This window comes from Microlunatus flavus, from assembly GCF_900110855.1.
GTDB lineage: Bacteria > Actinomycetota > Actinomycetes > Propionibacteriales > Propionibacteriaceae > Microlunatus > Microlunatus flavus.
In genome coordinates, this window is record NZ_FOFA01000015.1 from 19,847 (window position 1) to 40,075 (window position 20,229).

17 protein-coding genes are annotated in these 20,229 nt (G+C 72.5%); 5 read left to right on the forward strand and 12 right to left on the reverse strand.

Annotation, left to right across the window (positions count from 1 at the left end; genetic code table 11):
• Window positions 1–4 precede the first annotated feature (4 nt).
• On the reverse strand, window positions 5–2,014 hold the full coding sequence (locus tag BMY04_RS21600; RefSeq protein ID WP_232506563.1) for an APC family permease: 2,010 nt from the start codon (window positions 2,012–2,014) through the stop codon (window positions 5–7).
• 91 nt (window positions 2,015–2,105) lie between these two features.
• On the opposite strand from BMY04_RS21600, the gene BMY04_RS21605 reads away from it, so the two are divergent.
• Window positions 2,106–2,753 (forward strand): potassium channel family protein, encoded by a 648-nt coding sequence (locus BMY04_RS21605; protein WP_170854276.1) that lies wholly within the window; start codon window positions 2,106–2,108, stop codon window positions 2,751–2,753.
• A 6-nt stretch (window positions 2,754–2,759) separates the two neighbouring features.
• A complete protein-coding gene (locus tag BMY04_RS21610) occupies window positions 2,760–3,476 on the forward strand; it encodes a potassium channel family protein (RefSeq protein ID WP_091186932.1) in 717 nt (238 codons plus the stop codon).
• A gap of 19 nt (window positions 3,477–3,495) precedes the next feature.
• Here BMY04_RS21610 and BMY04_RS21615 read toward each other — a convergent pair whose 3' ends face one another.
• From BMY04_RS21615 to BMY04_RS21655, 9 genes are all read right to left on the reverse strand, one after another.
• Window positions 3,496–6,351 carry a choice-of-anchor D domain-containing protein gene (locus BMY04_RS21615; RefSeq protein ID WP_170854275.1) on the reverse strand — a complete coding sequence of 952 codons (2,856 nt, stop codon included), beginning with the start codon at window positions 6,349–6,351 and terminating at the stop codon, window positions 3,496–3,498.
• 260 nt (window positions 6,352–6,611) lie between these two features.
• Window positions 6,612–9,488, reverse strand: coding sequence for a choice-of-anchor D domain-containing protein (locus tag BMY04_RS21620; RefSeq protein WP_091186940.1), 2,877 nt, complete (start codon window positions 9,486–9,488; stop codon window positions 6,612–6,614).
• Window positions 9,489–9,639: 151 nt separating this feature from the next.
• Window positions 9,640–10,365, reverse strand: a complete 726-nt coding sequence (locus tag BMY04_RS21625) for a DUF3159 domain-containing protein (RefSeq protein ID WP_232506564.1) — start codon at window positions 10,363–10,365, stop codon at window positions 9,640–9,642.
• Entirely contained in the window at window positions 10,362–10,742 is a 381-nt protein-coding gene (locus BMY04_RS21630; RefSeq protein WP_091186943.1) for an OB-fold nucleic acid binding domain-containing protein, read from the reverse strand. Before BMY04_RS21630 ends, BMY04_RS21625 begins: the two co-directional genes overlap by 4 nt.
• Before the next feature lie 110 nt (window positions 10,743–10,852).
• On the reverse strand, window positions 10,853–11,686 hold the full coding sequence (locus BMY04_RS21635) for a DUF3710 domain-containing protein (protein WP_091186946.1): 834 nt from the start codon (window positions 11,684–11,686) through the stop codon (window positions 10,853–10,855).
• On the reverse strand, window positions 11,683–12,171 hold the full coding sequence (gene dut, locus BMY04_RS21640) for a dUTP diphosphatase (RefSeq protein WP_456299065.1): 489 nt from the start codon (window positions 12,169–12,171) through the stop codon (window positions 11,683–11,685). Before dut ends, BMY04_RS21635 begins: the two co-directional genes overlap by 4 nt.
• Before the next feature lie 88 nt (window positions 12,172–12,259).
• Window positions 12,260–12,760 (reverse strand): DUF3093 domain-containing protein, encoded by a 501-nt coding sequence (locus tag BMY04_RS21645; protein WP_091186953.1) that lies wholly within the window; start codon window positions 12,758–12,760, stop codon window positions 12,260–12,262.
• A gap of 257 nt (window positions 12,761–13,017) precedes the next feature.
• On the reverse strand, window positions 13,018–13,320 hold the full coding sequence (locus BMY04_RS21650) for a DUF4193 domain-containing protein (RefSeq protein WP_091186956.1): 303 nt from the start codon (window positions 13,318–13,320) through the stop codon (window positions 13,018–13,020).
• 233 nt (window positions 13,321–13,553) lie between these two features.
• Window positions 13,554–14,693: a ferrochelatase gene (locus BMY04_RS21655; protein WP_091186959.1), complete on the reverse strand. Its 1,140-nt coding sequence runs from the start codon at window positions 14,691–14,693 to the stop codon at window positions 13,554–13,556.
• Window positions 14,694–14,807: 114 nt separating this feature from the next.
• Here BMY04_RS21655 and BMY04_RS21660 point away from each other — a divergent pair, with 114 nt between their 5' ends.
• Complete coding sequence (locus BMY04_RS21660) at window positions 14,808–16,061, forward strand: MFS transporter (protein WP_139210087.1); 1,254 nt, start codon at window positions 14,808–14,810, stop codon at window positions 16,059–16,061.
• On the opposite strand, the gene BMY04_RS21665 is transcribed toward BMY04_RS21660, so the two are convergent.
• Both BMY04_RS21665 and rfbB read right to left on the reverse strand, forming a co-directional pair.
• Window positions 16,046–17,452 carry a sugar nucleotide-binding protein gene (locus tag BMY04_RS21665; RefSeq protein WP_091186966.1) on the reverse strand — a complete coding sequence of 469 codons (1,407 nt, stop codon included), beginning with the start codon at window positions 17,450–17,452 and terminating at the stop codon, window positions 16,046–16,048. The genes BMY04_RS21660 and BMY04_RS21665 overlap by 16 nt on opposite strands.
• Window positions 17,449–18,447 carry a dTDP-glucose 4,6-dehydratase gene (gene rfbB, locus BMY04_RS21670; RefSeq protein WP_091186994.1) on the reverse strand — a complete coding sequence of 333 codons (999 nt, stop codon included), beginning with the start codon at window positions 18,445–18,447 and terminating at the stop codon, window positions 17,449–17,451. Before rfbB ends, BMY04_RS21665 begins: the two co-directional genes overlap by 4 nt.
• A gap of 95 nt (window positions 18,448–18,542) precedes the next feature.
• Between rfbB and rfbA the strand changes: the two genes are divergently transcribed.
• Together rfbA and BMY04_RS21680 are read left to right on the forward strand one after the other, a co-directional pair.
• The gene (gene rfbA, locus BMY04_RS21675; protein ID WP_091186998.1) at window positions 18,543–19,418 is read left to right on the forward strand and encodes a glucose-1-phosphate thymidylyltransferase RfbA; all 876 of its coding nucleotides are present in this window, start codon (window positions 18,543–18,545) and stop codon (window positions 19,416–19,418) included.
• A gap of 55 nt (window positions 19,419–19,473) precedes the next feature.
• Window positions 19,474–20,091, forward strand: coding sequence for a hypothetical protein (locus tag BMY04_RS21680; protein ID WP_091186970.1), 618 nt, complete (start codon window positions 19,474–19,476; stop codon window positions 20,089–20,091).
• The last annotated feature ends 138 nt before the right edge of the window (window positions 20,092–20,229 follow it).

The following is a 20,229-nucleotide window of genomic DNA, read 5'->3' on the forward strand; positions in this document are numbered from 1 at the left end:
GCGGTCACTGGAGGTAGCTGCGGCGCGACTGCTCGGCCTGGGTCTCGCGGTGCAGGCGGCGCTTGGCGACGTCGGAGGACTGGAGCAGGAAGGGCACGGAGGTCACCATGACACCGGGGGTGAAGAGCAGCCGGGTCTTGAGGCGCAGGGCGCTCTGGTTGTGCAGGATCTGCTCCCACCAGTGCCCGACGACGTACTCGGGGATGTAGACGGTGACGATGTCGCGCGGGTTCTCGGTCCGCAGGCCCTTCACGTAGCGCAGGATCGGCGTCGTCACCTCCCGGTACGGCGAGGCGATGACCTTGAGCGGCACGTCGATGCCCGCCTCGTCCCACTGCTGCACGAGCCGGTCCGTCTCGTCGGCGTCGACCGACACGGTGACCGCCTCGAGCGAGCTCGGCCGGGAGGCCTTGGCGAAGGTGAGGGCCCGCATCGTCGGCTTGTGGAGCTTGCTGACCAGCACCACCGACCGCACCCGGCTCGGCAGCATCCGGTCCTCGCCCTCGACGAGCGCCGTCTCCTCGGCGACGTGGGCGTAGTGGCGGCTGATCGACTTCATCAGCACGAAGATCACGGCCATGGCGATGATGGCGATGTAGGCGCCCTGCGCGAACTTGCTCAGCAGGACGATGACCAGGACGGTCCCCGTCATCGTCAGCCCGACGCCGTTGATGACGCGCGAGCGCTGCATCTGCTTGCGCGCGCGGGGGTCGCGCTCGGTCTTGAGGTGGCGCGTCCAGTGCCGCAGCATCCCGGTCTGGCTGACCGTGAACGACACGAACACCCCGACCACGTAGAGCTGGATGAGCGAGGTGACGTCGGCCTTGTAGGCGACCACCAGGACGACCGCGAGCGTCGCGAGCACGACGATCCCGTTGCTGTACGCGAGCCGGTCGCCGCGGGTGTGCAGCTGGCGGGGCAGGTAGCCGTCCTTGGCCAGGATCGAGCCGAGCACGGGGAAGCCGTTGAAGGCGGTGTTCGCGGCGAGGAACAGGATGACGAACGTCGCGGCGACGACGAAGTAGAAGCCGGGCCGAAAGTCGTTGAACACCACGTCGGCCAGCTGGGCGATGCCGGTCTTCTCGATGACGTCGACGCGCTGGCCGTTGAGCAGGTAGTGCGAGCGGCCGGTGTCGATGAGGCGCAGGCCGGTGAGGTTCGCGAGCACGATGACGCCGATGACCATCGTCACGGCGACGGTGCCGAGCAGCAGCAGGGTGGTGGCCGCGTTCTTGCTCTTCGGCTTCTTGAACGCCGGCACGCCGTTGGAGATCGCCTCGACCCCGGTCAGCGCCGCGCAACCGGAGGAGAACGTGCGGGCCAGCAGGGCGACCATCCAGAAGCCGGCGAACTCGGCGTAGCGCGGCTCGGCCTCGATCGTGTACTGCGCGCTCTCGGCCCGCAACGGCTCCCCGAGCACGAGGATCCGGAACAGGCCCCACACGACCATCAGCAGGACGCCGCCCATGAAGCAGTAGACGGGCACCGCGAACAGCCCGCCCGACTCGCGCACGCCGCGCAGGTTGAGCGCGGCGAGCAGCACGACCACCACCGAGGCCGCGAGGGCCTCGTGGCCGTCGAGGAAGTGCAGGAACGGCACCGACTTGGCGTTCTGGACGCCGGAGGAGATGGACACGGCCACGGTCAGGACGTAGTCGACGAGCAGGGCGCTGGCCACGGTGAGGCCGGCGTTGGGCCCGAGGTTGACCGTGGCGACCTCGTAGTCGCCGCCCCCCGAGGGGTACGCCCGGACGTTCTGGCGGTAGGACGCGACGACGACGAGCATGACGACCGCGACGAGGATCGCGATCTTCCACGAGAAGGCGTAGCCCGCGAGCCCGGCCAGCGACAGGGTGATGAGGATCTCGTCGGGTGCGTACGCGACCGAGGACAGCGCGTCGGAGGCGAAGACCGGCAGGGCGATCCGCTTGGGGAGCAGCGTCTCGCCGAGCTGGGTGCTCGAGAGCTTGCGGCCGATCAGCAGGCGCTTGCCCAGCTCGGAGACGTGGACCACGAGCAGCGATGCTAGTGCGGGCGGTCGTCGATCACGCGCCGAAGCAGCGTGCCGCTCCTCCCCTACACTCGCCAGGGTGCACATCGTGATCATGGGTTGCGGCCGCGTGGGCTCCACCCTGGCCCGCTCGCTGGAGAAGCGCGGGCACACGGTCGCGGTGATCGACGTGAACGTCGACGCCTTCCGCCGCCTCGGCCCCGACTTCGGCGGCCGGACGGTCAAGGGCGTGGGCTTCGACCGCGAGGTGCTGCTCGAGGCGGGCATCGAGGAGGCCGACGGCTTCGCCGCGGTGTCCAGCGGCGACAACTCCAACATCCTGGCCGCCCGGGTCGTGCGCGAGACGTTCGCGGTCGACAACGTGGTGGCCAGGATCTACGACCCGGGCCGCGCCGAGGTCTACGAGCGCCTCGGGATCCCGACGGTCGCCACCGTCCGCTGGACCTCCGACCAGGTGCTGCGCCGGCTGCTGCCCGCGGGCTCCGAGCCGGTGTGGCGCGACCCGTCGGGCAACGTCCGGATCATCGAGGTGCACGTCGACCGCTCCTGGGTCGGCCGCACCGTCGGCGACATCGAGGAGGCGACCGGCGCCCGGGTGCCGTTCCTCTTCCGGATGGGCTCGGCCCTCGTGCCCAAGGACGCCACGATCTTCCAGGACGGCGACCTCGTCTACGCCGCCGTGCAGGACGCCGAGCTGGCCCGCGTCGAGGACGTCCTCGCCGCCGCGCCCAAAGGGGAGTAGCAAGCCGTGAGGGTCGTCATCGCCGGGGCCGGGAACGTCGGCCGCTCCATCGCCGCCGAGCTCGTGGGCAAGGGCCACGAGATCCTGCTGATCGACCGGGACCCGCGCGCCATCAAGTCCGACACGCTCCCCCAGGCGGAGTGGCTGCTGGCCGACGCCTGCGAGCTGTCCTCGCTCGAGGAGGCCGGGATCGACACCTGCGACGTGGCCATCGCCGCGACCGGGGACGACAAGGCCAACCTGGTCATCTCGCTGCTCTGCAAGACCGAGTTCGGCGTGCCACGCACCGTCGGCCGGGTGAACCACCCCAAGAACGAGTGGCTGTTCAACGAGGTCTGGGGCGTCGACGTGTCCGTCTCGACCCCGCGGCTGATGTCCGCGCTCGTCGAGGAGGCCGTCACGGTCGGTGACCTCGTGCGGCTGATGACCTTCCACGAGGGCGAGTCGAGCCTGGTGGAGATGACGCTGCCGGCCTCCAGCCCGGTCGCCGGGCAGCGGATCGGCGACCAGACCTGGCCCGGCGACGCGGTGCTGGTCGCGATCATCCGCGACGCCCGCACGCAGGCACCCGACCCGGACGGCTCGCTGGAGGCGGGCGACGAGCTCCTGTTCGTCACCGCGCAGGTCGACGAGCAGGAGCTGGCCGACGTCCTCTCGCCGCGCCAGGGCGGGGTCAAGGACGTGTCGGTCTCCACGCCACGGATGGTGACGCCCGGCCTCTGAGCGGCCGGGCGTCCCGCCCTCAGCTGGGGATGACCCACTTCTGCGCCGCGCTCCAGTTGCAGTTGTAGATCTGCAGCTGGACGCGGTCGACCGCCTTGGCGCCCGGGATGTCGAGGCAGAGACCGGACGCGGTGTTCACCAGCGCCTGCGCGGTCCCCGTCCGGTACGTCCACTTCTGGCTCGCCCGGCCGTCGCACAGCCCGATCTGCACCTTGGCGCCCTTCAGCGTCGAGCCGCCCGCGACGTCGAGGCACCGGCTGAGACCGCGGACGGTGCCGTCGCCCGGCAGCGTCCAGGTCTGCGCCCGGGAGCCGTTGCAGGTGTAGAGCTGCACGGGCGTGCCCTCGGTCTGGAGCGCCGACTTGATGTCGGCGCACTTGCCGCCCAGGCCGGTGATCGGTCCGGTCTTCGCGGTCGGGGCCGCGACCGCCGTCCCCGTGAAGGTCACGGTCTGCGCACCCTTCCCGTCGTTGGCGGAGATCACGTAGCTCCCCGTGAACGTCCCTGCCTTGGTCGGGCTGAAGGTCACCGACTGGTGGATCACGTCGCCCGGCTCGATCGGCTGGCCCTCGGCCACGGGGGTCGGGACGAGGAAGGGCGCCGTCGGCGGGGCGGCCTTGGTCAGCGTGACGACGAGGTTGCCGGTGTTGCTCAGGTCGAAGGTCTTGGTCGACGAGGCGCCCACCGTGACGGAGCCGAAGTCGACGGCCTTCGGCGTGATCGTCAGCAGCGGGGCGCCCGTGACGCCCTTGCCCGTGACGGCGATGTGCACGTCGCCGGTGGACGACGAGATCACGACCTCCGAGCCGTTGGTGCGGGTCGCCGTCGGGGCGTAGGTGATCGGCACCGACAACGAGGCGCCGGGAGCCAGCGTCGTGCCGACCGCCGGCAGGCTCGGGGCGCTGAAGGGCGCCGTCGGCACCGTCGTCCCGGTGATCTGGGTGGGCGTCGTCCCGCTGTTCGACACGCTCACGCTGGTCGTCACCCGGCCACCGACGGGCACCTCGCCGAACTCGACGCTCGTCGGGTCGGACCGCAGCCCGTCCTGGCTGGCGTAGCCGTGGACGTCGAAGGCGAAGGTGCCGGCGGACGTCGAGAACGACAGCGCCCCCGAGACCGCCCCCGCCGACGTCGGCGCGAAGGTGACCGGCACGGTCAGCGACGCGCCCGCGGCCATCGTCGTCGGCAGGGTCACCGCTCCGGTGGAGAACGGGGCGGCGGTGGAGACGGCGTTGACCGTCACCGGGGAGGTGGCGGTGACCGTGACCTGCTGGGTGCCCGAGCTGTTGACCCCCACGTAGCCGAAGTCGGTGGGCGACCCGGTCACGGCGCTCGTCGTGGGGCGGCCGAAGCCGTAGACCTGGCCGGTCCGGGTGCCGACGTAGACGCGCCCGCTGTCGGTCGCGGGCACCGCGAACTTCGAGGCCGTGCCGATCGGGGCGGAGTAGCGCAGCGTCATCGCGCCCTTGGAGGGGAGCGCGTCGTACGCCTGGAGCTGCGCGCCGCTGCCGTTCGAGCCCGAGCTGTAGACGAGCCAGACCAGCGCCGACCCGGACGTCCCGTTCGAGGTCACGACCGGGGAGCCCGAGCCGAAGCCGAAGGTCTGCGCGGAGACCCCCGTGCGGCTCAGGACCGGGTTGCCGTCGGCGGTGGCGCCGATCTTGAACGCCGAGAGCGGGCCGCCGCTCGGAGCCATGTAGACGTAGCCGCCGTTGCTGCCGCCCCAGAACGCGGGGTGGCCCCAGACGCCGCGGTACGGGCCGGCGGTCTGCAGCACGTCGTCGGTGGCGTTCGGGCCCTGCCCGGTCCCACCGAGGTCGTCGCGGTCGAGCAGGAACACCCGGCCGTCCTTGCCGGTCTGCACCAGCAGGTGCGGGTGGGACGCCGTCCCGAACCCGTCCGGCACGGCCATCGGGCCGCCCGAGCCGAAGTCGGTGTCGTCGGTGTCGAGGTTGGTGTTGTTGACCGGGGAGAAGAAGTCGACCGCCTTGAGCGTGCGGTCCGGCTGCACCTGCAGCCGGATGATCGACTCGGCCAGGTTGTTCGGGACGGCGGAGCCCGGGCCCTTCGCGGGCGACACGCCGTTGCCCGTGGACACGATGATCCGGCCCGGACCGTCGGACACCAGCCCGCCGCCGGCCTGCCAGATGCCCGCACCGTCCGTGCCGCCGGTCTGGGACGCCCACATCGAGGTGCGCTTGCCGGTGGCCGCGTCGAAGCCCATGACGTAGCCCGAGAACGGCTTGACGTCGCAGTGGCTGCCGAACCCGGCGTAGACGACGCCGTCCATCAGCAGGAGACCGGCTCGCTGCAGCTGGGTGCGCGGGGAGAAGACCCGCGCCGGGTCGTTGTCCGGCGACCCGGTGATGACGGTCGGGAAGCCGGTGCGCTCGGCGCCGGTCGTGATGTCGATCGCGTGCAGCTCCCAGCGCGGCTTGTCGGCGTTCGCCGCGGTGTCGACCTTGGCGGTGAAGTAGGCCGTGCCGGTCGCCGGGTCGACCACCGGGGTCGACGTGCTGCCGATGTTCGGGACGAGGTCGCCGCAGCCGATCGGCGCGACCGACCAGGCCGGCCCGAGGTTCCGCGACCAGCGCACGACGCCGGAGGTGGGGTCGAGGCCGTACGCCCGGTTGTTCTCCGTGACGACCAGGACCGTGTTCTTCGCGACGACCGGCTGGGCGTACACCTGCCCGTCGAGCTGCGTGGCGAAGATCTGGCCGAAGTCCGGCGCCGTGACGTCGGACGCCGTCAGGTTGGGCTCGTTGCTGTCCCACCCGGTGCGGAGCGTGTCGACCGACACGGTGTTGACGTCGGCCGACGCCGTCGTGACCGGGCCGGCGACGGCCACGGCGGCCGACACCAGACCGGCGAGCACGGCTCCTACGAGCGCGCGTGAACGATGAGCCTTGGCAGGCATGAGTGATCCCCGATTCCCCCGACCCCCGGTACCCCCCAGGGGAGAACTGCTGGCCTATCGTCCCGCAGGTTCCGTTGCCCTGCTGAGGAAACGGCGAAGTGTGACCCAGCCGTACGCACGGGCGGCGACCGTCGGGTCCCGGGACGCACGAACGGCGGCGCACCGGGGTCGTCCCCGGCGCGCCGCCGTCGTGGCGGTGGTTCAGCGTCCTCGCTGGCTCAGCGCTTCAGCACCCAGCGCTGGGCGTCGCTGCCGTTGCAGGTCCAGATCTGGAGCTGGACCTTCTTCTTCGAGATCCCCTTGGGGATGTCGAGGCACTTGCCCGACGCGGCGTTGACGAGCGACCCGTCGGGGCCGCCGCTCCACTGCTGGGCGCTGGTGTCGTTGCAGCCCCACAGCTGGACCTTGGTGCCCTTCTTGGTGCCGCCCTTCTTCACGTCCAGGCACTTGCCCAGGGCCTGGAGCGTGTCGCCGCTGCGCGCCCAGGTCTGGCTGTCCGAGCCGTTGCAGGTGTAGAGCTGCACGGCGGTGCCGTTCTTCGTCTTGCCCTTGCGGACGTCGACGCAGCGGTCGCCCAGCCCCACGATCGCGCTCGTCACCGGCTTGGCGACCGCGGTGCCCTGGATGGCGACCGTGTGGGCGCCCTGACCGTCGTTGCCGGTGATCAGGTAGGTCCCGTCGAAGCTGCCGGGCGTCTTGGGCGAGAAGGTCACCGACTGGTGGATGACGTCACCGGGCTCGAGCTGCTGGCCCTCCGACACGGGGTCGGGGACGTCGAACGGTGCCGTCGGAGGCGCGGCCTTGGTGAGGGTGAGGAGCAGGTTGCCCTCGTTCTTGATGTCGAACGTCTTCGTGACCGACTTCCCGACCTGCACCGAGCCGAACTGCACCGTTCCGGGGGTGAGCGTCAGCTTGGACTCGCCCTTGATCGACGTGCCCGTGACCGGGATCGACACGTCGCCCGTGGACGACTTGACCTTGAGCGTCGAGCTGAACGTGCCCGCCGCGGTCGGCTCGAAGGTCACCGGGACCGACAGCGAGCTGCCGGGCTCGAGCCTGGTGCCCGACCGGGGCAGCGAGTCCGTGCTGAACGGGCCGCTGGGGGCCGTGGACCCGCCGATGGTCGTGGTCGTCGAACCGGTGTTGGAGATGCTCGCGTCGAGCGTGACGTTGCCCCCGACGGGGACCTCGCCGAACTCGAGCGTCGACGGGTCGGACAGCAGGCCGTCCTTGGTGCCCGTGCCGTGCAGGTCGAACGCGAACGTCCCGGTCGTCGTCACGAACGAGATCGCCCCGGAGAGCGACTCGGCGGTGTCCGGCTTGTAGGTCACCGGCACCGACAGGCTCGCGCCCGCCTTGAGCGTGACGGGCAGCTTGACCTTGCCCACCGTGAAGGGGTCCTCGGTCCGCACCTTGGTGAGCTTGACCTCGCGCTTGGCCGTGACGGTCACCTGCTTGGTCACCGCCGAGTCCACCGCGACCAGCCCGAAGTCGGTCGGCGAGCTGGTCAGGGCCAGCGTGGTCGGGCGGCCGAAGCCGTAGACCTCGCCGGAGCGGTTGGCCACGTAGACGCGCCCGTTGTCGCTGGCGACCTTGGAGAACTTGGTCGCGGTGCCGATCGGGGCGGCGTAGCGCTGCACCATCTTGCCCTTGACCGGGACCGCGTCGTACGCGCGCAGCTGGCCGCCGGCGCCCGTCGGGCCCTTGCTGTAGACCGTCCACACGAGCGCGGAACCCGCGCTCTTGCCGTTCGAGGTGACCGTCGGCGAGCCGGAGGTGTAGCCGAAGTTGCCACGGCTGGTGCCGACCCGGCTGAGCGTCGGCTTGCCCGAGCCCGAGACCCCGACCTTAAAGGCCGAGAGCGGGCCGCGGTTCGTCACCATGTAGACGTAGCCGCTGCCGCCGCCCCAGAACGCGGGGTGGCCCCAGACGCCCTTGTACGGGCCGCCGACCTGCAGGACGTCGTCCTTCTTGCCGGACTTCTGCCCGCTGCCGCCGAAGTCGTCGCGGTCGAGCAGGAAGACCCGCCCGTCCTTGCCGACCATGACCATCAGGTGCGGGTGGTCGGCGGTGCCGTAGCCGTCCGGGATCGCCATCGGGGCGCCGGACCCGAGGTCGGTGTCGTCGGTGTCGAGGTTGCTGTTGTTGACCGGGGAGAAGAAGTCGGTCGCCTTGAGCGTGCGGTCGCCCTGGACCGTCACGCGGACGACGGACTCGGCGAGCTGGCTCGGCGGCTTCTTGCCGGGGTGCGGGGACGGGGACACGCCGTTGCCGGTGGCGAAGATGACCTGGCCCTTGCCGTCAGACATGAGCCCGCCGCCGGACTGCCAGATGCCGGCGCCGGCCTTGCTGTTGCCCGTCTCCGTCGCGAACATCGACGTCTGCTTGCCCGTCTTCGCGTCCACGCCGACGACGTAGCCGACGTAGGGCTGGTGGTCGCAGTGGCTGGCGAAGCCCGCGTAGACGACGCCGTCGAGCAGCAGCAGCCCCGGGCGCTGCATCGCCGTCTTCGGGTTGAAGTCGTGGTCGTCGTCGTTGTCCGCGGCGCCCTTGATCGTCGTCGGGAAGCCGGGGCGCTCGGTGCCGTTGGTGATGTCGATGGCGTGCATGTACCAGTGCGGGTGGTCGGCGTCCTTGCCGTCGTCGACCTTCGCGGTGAAGTACGCCGTCCCCGACGCCGCGTCGACGGCGGGGGTCGCCGTGATGCCGATGGTCGGCACCAGGTCGCCGCAGCCGATGTGCGAGGCCGCCCACTCCTTGCCGACGTCGCGGCTCCAGCGCACCTTGCCCGTGACGGGGTCGAGGCCGTAGGCCTTGTTCTTCTCGGTCACCGCGAGCAGGGTGCCCTTGGCGACCACGGGCTGCGCGTAGATCTGGCCGTCGAGCTTCGTCGCGAACAGCTGGCCGAAGTCGGGCGCGGACACGTCGGAGGGCGCGAGCTTGGCCTCGTCGGCGTCCCAGCCGGTTCGCAGGTTGTCGGTGGACACGGTCGTGACGTCGGCCGACGCCGGTCCCGCCACGACAAGGCTCGCCGAGACGAGCCCGGCGAGGGCCAGCGCCGAGACGGCACGGAGTGGTCGGGGGAAGAGGTTCACAGCAGCTGCCTTCGAACCGCGACGGCCCTGGCGACCGTCGGGGGCTACATGGTGCCTGAGAATCGCTCAGATCGTCGGGAGAATCGCTCACCTGACGAGTGATTTGTCCCACGAAAGGCCACTCGAGCCCCAGCAGTCACCCCGAGGGGTGTCAGCCGACCGGGCGCTCCGACTCCTCGATGGGGGTACGGCCGCGCGAGAGCAGCAGGCCGATGACGAAGAGGGCGGCCAACAGCAGCGGCCAACCGAGGACGACCTTCGCGACGCCCAGCCAGACGACCTCCTGGGCCAGGAACAGCGGCAGCTGCACGACGAACCGCAGCACGTACGGCACGGCCAGCACGAGCGTCAGGCGGCTGCTCATGCGCACCAGCGCCCGGTCGCGGATCCAGCCGGTCGGGTCCTCGAGGGCCGCGCCGACGACGAAGCCGATCAAAGGTCGCCGTACGGCCACGGTCAGCAGCGACACCACCGCCAGCGCGCCGTTGTAGAGGATGCCGGGCAGGAAGACGTCCTCCGCGCGGCCGGTCCGGGTGGCGATGACGGCGGCGATCGCGGTCGGCACGACCGCCTGCGCCACGAACTTCAGCGAGGACCGCTGGACGAGCCGGACCACGGCCAGGACGACGGCGATGCCCACGGCGACGCCGAGGGAGGGGTAGAGCGCCCGCGACAGGACCCAGGCGGCGGTGAACCCGACGAAGGGCAGCGCCGCCTCGACCATGCCCCGCGGTCCTCCCAGCGTGCGACCCAGCTCGTGGCGGACGAGCTCCTCGACGTAGCGGAACTGCGGTCGTTCCGGCCGCCCGGGCCGGTCCGACTGCTCGGGCCGGTCGGCGGCCGGCCCCGGGAGCCCGGCGCTCTCGGCGGCCGTCACGAAGCGGCGGGCGTCGGCAGCAGCTCGTAGCGCGGGTTGTACATCAGGCGCCGGCCCTCGTGGCAGCTGATGCGGCCCCACACCTTGAGCGTGCGGCCGGCGTCGATGCCGGGGATCTGCCGCCGGCCGAGCCAGACCAGCGTGACCACGCCGGAGCCGTCCTGCAGCTCGACGTCGAGCGCCGGGTGCCCGGCGCGGGGGCTCAGCGTGATGGTCGAGACCGTCCCGGTGAGGTTCACCTGCTGGCGGTCCTCGCAGGCGCCGATGGGGATGGCGCCCTCCTGCCGGACGTTGCGCTGCAGCTCCTCGGACTCGAGCTCGGCGTTGGACGTCGCGAGGCGACGCAGCGCCCGCTGCAGCATGTTCTCCTTGCCCATCGTCGTCCTCCGCGTCGATCGGTGAGGGTCGGCCGGGAGGCCCGGCCGGAGGTCCAGCATCCCACCGCTGCGCAACCCGCGCAGCCGGTGCGACGGCTGGTCCGTGGTGGTCAGTCGGCCGGCTGCAGGTCCGCCGGCATGCTCATCGGCAGCAGGTCGCCCGGCGCCATGGCCTCGTCGCCGCGGCGCACCACGACGTCACGGAAGGCGGCGAGGACCGACGCGACGGCCGGGTCCTCCTCGTCGTCGGTGATGGCGGCCTGGCCGTAGACGATGCCGCGCAGCAGCCAGCGGGGGCCCTCGGCCACCCACATCCGCGACGGCTGGTAGCCCTGCTCGCCCGTCGGGGTCGTCACCGGCAGGAGGCGCCGCAGCTCGACCCCGAAAGGCCCGGCGGCCAGCTCGGCCGACCCGCCGACCTCGGCGGCGGCCTCGGAGATCTCGTCGCGCAGCTCGGCCCACAGACCACCGCTGCGCGGGGCGGCGTACGCGCTCAGCTCGAGCGCCGAGCTGGCCACGACCTCGGGCTCGGCCCCGTCCGCACCGGGTCCGTGGACCGGCAGGACGAGCATCGCCGAGACGATCTCCTGGGCCTCGTTGACCTGCAGCCGCAGCTCAGAGCCGGGCACGGGCGCGATGACGAGGCTGCCGAGGTCGATGCGCGGGGCGTCGGGGTCGGGCTCGGCGTCGGCGAGCTCGGAGACCTCGAACGGGCCCTGGGTGCGCCACTCGGTGGCGTCCAGCTCGGCGGTGTCGAGCGCGTCCTCGTCGGTCACGCCCTCGTCGTCGGTCGCGACGTCCGTACGGTCTGTCGCCGTGTCGTCGGGCTCCTCGGAGGCCGGGGTCGGCTCGTCGTCCGCGTCGACGGTCGTCGAGCTCGTCGGCTCCTCCGCCGCGGCCTCGTCCTCCGCGTCGCGAGCCTTCTTCTTGCGCCCGAAGATCACGCGTCCCCTCCTCGTCGGCCGTCGTCCGTCCGGGCACCGTGCCCGTCCGTCTCGTGCTCGTCGGCTCCGGGAGACCTTATGCCCCCGGTGGACCCGTGGCCCGCGGTCCCGCGGACCGAGGCGGGCAGCTCGTCGACGACGACGAAGCGCGCACGCGCCACCCGCTGGACCACGAGCTGGGCGATCCGGTCGCCGCGGCTGATGGTGACCGGCAGGGCCGGGTCGGTGTTGAGGAGGTTCACGCAGATCTCGCCGCGGTAGCCGGCGTCAACGGTGCCGGGCGCGTTGACGACGGTGAGCCCGTGGCGGTGGGCGAGCCCGGAGCGGGGGTGCACGAAGCCGGCCCACCCGTCGGGCAGGGCCAGCGCGACCCCGGTCCGGACGAGACGGCGGGTCATCGGTGCGAGGACCAGGTCCTCCGCGCTGCGCAGGTCGGCGCCGGCGTCGCCGGGGTGCGCGTACGCGGGCACGGGCAGCTCCTCCAGGAGGCGGAGGGAGACCTCGACCTGCTCGGCGTCCCCGACCTGCTGGACCTGCCCGCTCGTGTCGACGGACGACGGGATGCGATCCGGATCAGGCACGGGCCGGCCCGGCCTCCGGCGACGGTTCCGCAGCGGTGGGCGCCGGTGCGGGTGTGGGTGCGACCCAGCCGAGGGCGGTCGCGAGCGCGGCCGGGCGGCGGGTGGAGACGAGCCAGTAGGGCACGCGGTCGGCGGGGTCGGCGAGGGTGATCTCGACGGTGGTGGCGATCCAGGGCCGCGTCACCAGGTGCGCCCGGGCGTCGGCCCCGACCCCGGCGCGGGCCCGGGTGGCGGCGGCGTCCAGCGGCCGGACGGCCCCGATCCACTCCCGCCCGACGACGGCCCGGCCGATCCGCACCTCGGCCTCGTCGACCTCGGTCGTGTACGCAGCGGTGAGGAACCCGAGCGCCACGACGACCAGGGCGAACAGCCCGACGCCGAGCCCCCAGGCCAGCCCGAGGTAGTAGCCGAACGCCACCCCCAGCGTGAGCCCGAACAGCACGTCCAGCGCCCACCACCCCGCCGGCACCGCGACCCGTTCCCGAAAACGCACGCCGCCAACCTACCGGCGGACGCACGAACGCCGCCCTCCGAAGAGGACGGCGTCGAAGCGAGCCATGCGCGGACGGAGCCGGAAGCGTCACCGGTGGTGCAGAGAGCGGACCGTGCAGGCGCGGGCGGGAGGTCGGCGGCCGGTCTCGCCTGGACGAGCGAGCGAGCAGCCGCCGCTCAGGCCCCGGCAGTCGCCGGACTCACCGGCTGTGAGCGAGTGAGGAAGGCGAGACCGTGAGGCCGCCGACCCAGCCCGTTCTAGCCTGCACAGTCAAAGCAGTACGCGTCGCCGTTGGAACGCTCCTCGGCGATCTGGCTGCGGTGCCGGACGAGGAAGCAGCCGGCGCAGGTGAACTCGTCGGACTGGCGTGGGAGGACCCGGACCGTCAGCTCCTCGTGCGAGAGGTCGGCGCCGGGCAGCTCGAACGCCTCGGCGGCCTCGGTCTCGTCCTCGTCGACCTTGCCGGAGTTCTTGTCGTTCCGACGGGTCTTGAGCTCCTCGATGCTGTCCTCGTTGAGCTCTTCGTCGGTCTTGCGCGGGGCGTCGTAGTCAGTCGCCATCGTGTCTCTTCGTCACCTTTCACAGGCCTTCTCACGGGCCGTTCTCTCGGGCGTCTGCCCGGGTCGTGCAGTCTGCTCTGCGAACGGGCAGCGCATGTGTACCACATGCGCGTCGTCCGGCGTCGCGGTCGCCGGGCGGCAGCGCGAGCATCGCCGCCGCGGACCCCTCAACGGGTCTGGCGGCAGAAAATTCCCGTTCCCCGGCGACCTCGCGGACCGGCCACAGCGGCCCCTCAGGCGGGCTGGACCACGCGCTGGCACAGGGCCGGCCGGCCGGGGTTCCGCAGGTTGGTGCAGCAGTCGGGCTCGCAGTCGTACCAGCCCACCGGGCCGCCCTCGACGACCGGCTTGGCGGGCTGCTCGCCACGTGCGGCGGCGGCGCGCTCCAGCACCAGGTCGACGAGCGCGGCGACGAACGCCGGGTGCGTGCCGGCCGTGGCCGCGCGCGCCAGCGGCAGGCCGAGCTCGCGGGCGGTCTCGACGGCCTCGGTGTCGAGGTCGTAGATGACCTCCATGTGGTCGGAGACGAAGCCGATCGGGACGAGCACGACGCCGGGGACGCCGCCCTCCTCGAGCGCGGCGAGGTGGTCGTTGACGTCGGGCTCGAGCCACGGCTGGCTGGGCGGCCCCGAGCGCGAGCAGTAGACGAGGTCGAAGTCGTACGTCCGCCCGAGCCGGGCGCCGACCTCCCGGGTCACGGCCTCGGCGACCGCGAGGTGCCAGTCGACGTAGCCGCCCTCGGCGCTGCGCGGCTGCGGGCCGGCGGCCTGGGCCATGGCGGTGGGGATCGAGTGCGTGACGTAGACGAGGCGGGCCTGCTCCCCCGCCGCGCCGAGCTCGTCCAGCGCCGCCAGCGTGGCGTCGACCGAGGCCTGCACGAAGCCGGGGTGGTCGGAGTAGTGCCGGATCTTGTCGACGGTCGCGCCCGCGGCGGACTGCGGGTCGAACGCGTCGAAGAGGTTCTCGCGGTACTGCCGGCACGAGGAGTACGAGGGGTAGGCGCTGGTCAGCACCGCCACGACGCGCCGGTGTCCGTCGGCGACGATCCGCTCGACCTCCGGGGCCAGGTAGGGGTCCCAGTTCCGGTTGCCCCAGTAGAGCGGGATGTCGAGCCCGCGGCCGTCCAGCTCGGTCCGCAGGGCGGCGAGGAGGTCGCGGCACTGGTCGTTGATGGGGCTGCGCCCGCCGAAGCCGTCGTAGTGGTGGGCCACGTCGGCCAGCCGCTCGCGCGGGATGCCGCGGCCGCGGGTGACGTTCTCGAGGAAGGGCATGACGTCGTCGGGCTTCTCGGGCCCTCCGAAGGAGACGAGCAGCAGGGCGTCGTAGGGCGCGGTGTCGGCTTGCGGGGCGGCGGGGCCGGGACGGTCGGGCACGCACCAATCCTGCCACGCGGCTGGTCGCGCACGACGGGTTCCGCGGCGCCGCCTAGGGTGGCGCTCCGGATCCGGCGTGACGGGGCGTCGCGGCCGGCTGAGAGGTGGGTGGTCGTGCGGGCTCCAGCGCGCTTCGCCGCGTACGCCACGCTCCTCGGCGACCCGCCCGCCCGGACCTTCAGCCTCACCGGTCTGCTGGCGCGGCTGCCGCAGTCGATGACCGGGATCGGCCTCGTCCTCCTGGTCTCGGCGGCGACCGGGTCGTTCGGCCGGGCCGGCCTCGTCGCGGGTGCGGTGACCGCGGCCAGCGCCGTCGCGGCACCGCTGTGGGGACGCCTCGTCGACCGCGCCGGGCAGGCCCGGGTCCTCGCCGGCACCTCGGTCGGCTACGCGGCCGGCCTCCTCGGCGTGCTCGTCGCCGTCGACCGGGCCTGGCCGTTCGTCACGGCGGTGGGCAGCGCGGCCTTCGCCGGGCTGTGCTTCACCCCGACCGGCAGCTGCGTCCGGGCGCGCTGGAGCCACCGGCTGTCCGGCTCGCCGCTGCTGGACGTCGCCTTCGCCGTCGAGGCGGTGCTGGACGAGGTGACCTTCGTGGTGGGGCCGGTCCTGGTGACGTTCCTGTCCACGGCCTTCTCCCCCGAGGCGGGCCTGGTGGTCTGCGCGGTCCTCGGGGTGGTGGGTTCGGTGGCCCTCGCCGCGCAGCGCGGCACGGAGCCGCCGCGGCATCCCCGCGAACCGCACCGTGCGGCCGAGCGTCGCCTGCCGGGACGGCTCCTGGCCACGGTGGCCGTCGCCTGCTGCGCGCTCGGCGGGGTGTTCGGCGGCATGGAGGTGGTCGTGGTGGCCTTCGCCCGCGAGCGGGCGATCGTGTCGTCCTCGGGGCTGCTGCTGATGTGCTGGGCGGCCGGCTCGATGGTCGCGGGGCTGGTGGCGGGAGCGCTGACGTGGCGCCGTCCCCCGGTGACCCGCTTCCGGATCGGCGCCGCCGTGCTCGCGCTGTCCCTGCTGCCCCTGCCCCCGGTCGGGGCGCCGGTGCTGCTCGCCGGTCTGCTGCTGCTCAACGGGCTGACGATCGCGCCCACGCTGATCGCGGAGGTCAGCGTGGTCCAGTCCTCGGTGCCGACGTCGCGGCTGACCGAGGCGCTCGGCTGGTCGAGCACCGGTCTGGCCGGAGGCGTGGCGCTCGGGGCCGCCGCCTCGGGCGCGGTCGTCGACCGCCTCGGCTCGGCCGGCGGGTTCGCCGCGGTCGCGGCCTGCGGCGTGCTGCTCGCGCTCGGCACCCTGCTCGTGCGCGCACCGGCCCGCACGCCGGACCCCGAGGAGGACCCGGAGCCGGACGCGGAGCCGGAGCCTCAGCCCGTCAGGTAGCGGCGCAGCGCCTCCGCGGCGTCCTCGGGCACGAAGCCCGTGGCCTCGAGGCGGGAGAGGTCGAGCGTGCTGTGCCGCGGGCGGGGGGCGAGCTGCTTGCCCGCCCCGTACGCCTCGGTGCTCACCGGGGTGACGTCGCCCGGGTCGCGGCCCCGCAGGGCGAACACCTCCCGGGCGATGTCGGCCCAGGTCCGGGTCGGCCCGGCGTTGCTGACGTTGTAGGTGCCCGTCGGTGCGTCCGTGGCGAGCAGGTGCACCAGGGCGCGCACGAGCTCGCCGGTGAAGGTGAGGCGGCCGTGCTGGTCGTCCACGACGGACGGGCTGACCCCGCGGTCGGCGAGGCCGGCCATGGTGGTGACGAAGTTGCGGCCCTCCCCCACGACCCAGCTGGTGCGCAGCAGGTGGTGCCGGGGCAGGGTCGCGACGAGCGCGTCGCCCGCGGCCTTGGTCTGGCCGTAGACGCCCAGCGGCGAGAACGGTTCGTCCTCGGGGTGCAGGCGGCGCGTGCCGTCGAAGACGTAGTCGGAGCTGACGTGGACCAGCCGCGCGCGGTGGCGCCGGGCGGCGTCGACGAGCGCCGCCACGCCGGTGACGTTGGTCGCCCAGGCCTGGCGCCGGCCCTCCGACGTCTCCGCCGCGTCGACCTGGGTGTAGGCGGCGGCGTTGACGATCGTGCCGAACGACGAGAAGTCGAACGCGGCGACCGACACGGGGTCGGCGAGGTCGAGGCGGTCCCGGCCGACGGCGACGGCCCCGGGCAGCGCCTCCACCAGCGCGCGGCCGAGCTGACCGCCCGCGCCGGTGACGAGCACGGGGCGCGGCGGCATCGGCCTGACGTCGGCGAGGCGCGGGTGGTGCCGGTCGGCCTCGGACAGCTCGGCGCGCTCGAGCGGGATCGGCCAGTCGATGGCGACGGTCTCGTCGGCCAGGTTGAGGAACGTGTACGACGCGCGCGCGGCCGCGCTCCAGTGGTCGTTGACGAGGTAGGAGTAGGCGGTCGAGTCCTCGAGGGTCTGGAAGGCGTTGCCCACCCCGCGGGGGACGAAGACGCCCCGGTCGGGCCCGAGCTCGAGCGTCACGCAGCGGCCGAACGTCTCGCCCGGGCGCAGGTCGACCCATGCGCCGAACACGCGCCCGCTCGCCACGGTCACGTACTTGTCCCAGGGCTCGGCGTGCACGCCCCGGGTCACGCCGGTCTGGGTGTTGAACGAGACGTTGTTCTGCACCGGCTCGAAGTCCGGGAACCCCTCGGCGACCATCTTGGCCCGCTGCCAGTTCTCCTTGAACCAGCCGCGGCGGTCGCCGTGGACGCCGAGGCGCACGACGAGCAGGCCCGGGATCTCGGTCGCCTCCACCGCGCCCGCGCGGTCGGGGGCCGTCGTCGCCGTCACTGGCCCTGCGCCCGGTACTGCGCCTCGGTCCGTGCCTTCTGCGGCCGCCACCAGGACTCGTGGTCGCGGTACCAGCCGATGGTCGCCTCCAGGCCGGCGTCGAAGTCGGCGTACGCGGGCGCCCAGCCGAGCTCGGTGCGCAGCTTGGTCGAGTCGATCGCGTAGCGCAGGTCGTGCCCGGCCCGGTCGTTGACGTGGTCGTACGCGTCGCGCGGCTCGCCCATCAGCTCGAGGATCGTCTCGACGACCTGCTTGTTGTCGCGCTCGCCGTCCGCGCCGACCAGGTAGGTCTCGCCGATCGCCCCGCGGTCGAGGATGGTCAGCACCGCCGAGCTGTGGTCGTCGGCGTGGATCCAGTCGCGCACGTTCGTGCCCGCGCCGTAGAGCTTGGGCCGGTCGCCGTCGAGGACGTTGGTGATCTGGCGGGGGATGAACTTCTCGACGTGCTGGTAGGGCCCGTAGTTGTTCGAGCAGTTGCTGATCGTGGCGCGCACGCCGAACGAGCGCACCCAGGCGCGCACGAGCAGGTCCGAGCCGGCCTTGGTCGAGGAGTACGGGCTCGAGGGGTTGTACGGCGTCTGCTCGGTGAACCGCTGCGGGTCGTCGAGCTCGAGGTCGCCGTACACCTCGTCGGTGGAGATGTGGTGGTAGCGCGTCTCATGGCGGCGCACCGCCTCGAGCAGCGTGTAGGTCCCGATGATGTTGGTCGTCAGGAAGGGCGAGGGGTCGCGCAGCGAGTTGTCGTTGTGCGACTCGGCGGCGAAGTGGACCACCGCGTCGGCGTCCGCGACGAGCGCGTCGACCGTCTCCGCGTCGCGGATGTCGCCCACCACCAGCCGGAAGCGGTCGTCGGGGAGGCCGTCGAGCGAGGCCCGGTTCCCGGCGTAGGTGAGCAGGTCCAGGACCGTCACCGAGTGGTCGGTGCGGTCGAGGACGTGGCGGACGAAGTTCGAGCCGATGAACCCCGCCCCGCCGGTCACGAGCAGAGAAGACACGGCAGGCATCTTAGGGACGGGTGCCGCACGGCACGCGAGACGGAACAAGTTCACACGAGCAGCAGGAGTCACAGGGCTCTGCGACCATGCTCGCCATGCGCGGCATCATCCTCGCCGGGGGCTCCGGCACGCGGCTGCACCCGGTCACCCTCGGCATCAGCAAGCAGCTCGTCCCGGTCTACGACAAGCCGATGATCTACTACCCGCTCTCGACGTTGATCTTCGCCGGGATCTCCGAGGTGCTAGTGATCACGACGCCGCACGACCGGGCCGGCTTCGAGCGGCTGCTGGGCGACGGGAGCCAGTTCGGGATCTCGATCGCGTACGCGACCCAGCCCTCGCCCGACGGCCTCGCGCAGGCCTTCGTCATCGGCGCGGACTTCGTCGGCGACGAGAAGGTCGCGCTGGTCCTCGGCGACAACATCTTCTACGGCGCCGGCCTGGGCACCCAGCTGCGCCAGTTCCACGACGTGGACGGCGGCGCGGTCTTCGCCTACTGGGTCGCCGAGCCCCGCGCGTACGGCGTGGTCGAGTTCGACGCGCAGGGCCGGGCGGTCTCGCTGGAGGAGAAGCCCGAGCAGCCCCGGTCGAACTACGCCGTGCCCGGCCTGTACTTCTACGACAACGACGTGGTCGAGATCGCCCGGGGGCTGGAGCCGTCGCCGCGCGGGGAGTACGAGATCACCGACGTCAACCGGGCCTACCTCGAGGCGGGCAAGCTGCAGGTCGGCGTGCTGCCGCGCGGGACGGCCTGGCTCGACACGGGGACGTTCGACTCGCTCAACGACGCCGGCAACTTCGTCCGCACCCTGGAGGCGCGCCAGGGCCTCAAGGTCGGCTCGCCCGAGGAGGCGGCCTGGCGCCTCGGGTTCCTCACCGACGACGAGCTCGCGCAGCGCGCGCACGCGCTGGAGAAGTCGGGCTACGGCGCGTACCTGCTCGAGATCCTGCAGCGCGGCCGCGGCGCGTGAGGGGTGGTCCCGCGGCCGGGTAGCGTCGCACCTTCCCGACGAGAGGCTCCCCCTGATGAAGATCCCCCTGTCCGCGGCCGGCCTCCTGGTCGCCGGGCTGGTGCTCGCCGGTTGCGGCAGCGGCGACGCGTCGTCGGCCCCCAGCGCGGCGGCACCGTCGGCCGGCGCGCCCACGAGCAGCGCGGCGGCGCCCGCCTCGTCCGCGCCCGCCCAGAGCCCGTCGTCCGCCGACCCGAGCCCCAGCGCGAGCACCGGCGGCGCGCAGGTCGCCCAGGTCTGCGACACCCTCGACGCCGACCAGGTGAAGAAGCTGACCGGGGTGGCGGTCAAGAAGGGCACGTCGACCGACCTCGGCGCGTCGAACATCTGCCAGTGGACGCCGGCCGAGGCCGACGGGCCGATCTTCAGCGGCCAGGAAGGCCCGCTGCCCGGGCCGCTGAGCGAGGTCGAGGGCGAGCTGAAGAAGCAGTTCAACGGCAAGGTGAGCACCATCTCGGTCTCCGGCGCGGCGGACGCCCGCTACATCACCGGCAAGAAGTCCGGCGTGAACGTCATCGACGTCCTCGCACAGAACAACGGCGTGTTCTACCAGGTCCTCGTCGCGGCCTCGAGCGACGTCAGCGAGCACAAGGACGGCGCCGTCAAGCTCGTCGAGGCCCTGATCGCCGCCTGACGGCAGACGCTCCCTGAGCTCGTCTCACGCTCGGTGAGCCCGTCAGACGCTCCCTGAGCTCGTCGAAGGGCCCGGAACGGGTCGGCGTCTTCTCGTGGTCGCGCGGAACGCTGACCTCTTCGAGGCCCTTCGACAAGC

Excerpts from the sequence above, each read along its gene's own strand:
- BMY04_RS21605 (WP_170854276.1), top strand. The coding sequence starts at position 2,106 with ATGGGTTGCGGCCGCGTGGGCTCCACCCTGGCCCGCTCGCTGGAGAAG.
- BMY04_RS21630 (WP_091186943.1), bottom strand. The coding sequence starts at position 10,742 with ATGGGCAAGGAGAACATGCTGCAGCGGGCGCTGCGTCGCCTCGCGACG.
- BMY04_RS21650 (WP_091186956.1), bottom strand. The coding sequence starts at position 13,320 with ATGGCGACTGACTACGACGCCCCGCGCAAGACCGACGAAGAGCTCAAC.
- rfbA (WP_091186998.1), top strand. The coding sequence starts at position 18,543 with ATGCGCGGCATCATCCTCGCCGGGGGCTCCGGCACGCGGCTGCACCCG.
- BMY04_RS21680 (WP_091186970.1), top strand. The coding sequence starts at position 19,474 with ATGAAGATCCCCCTGTCCGCGGCCGGCCTCCTGGTCGCCGGGCTGGTG.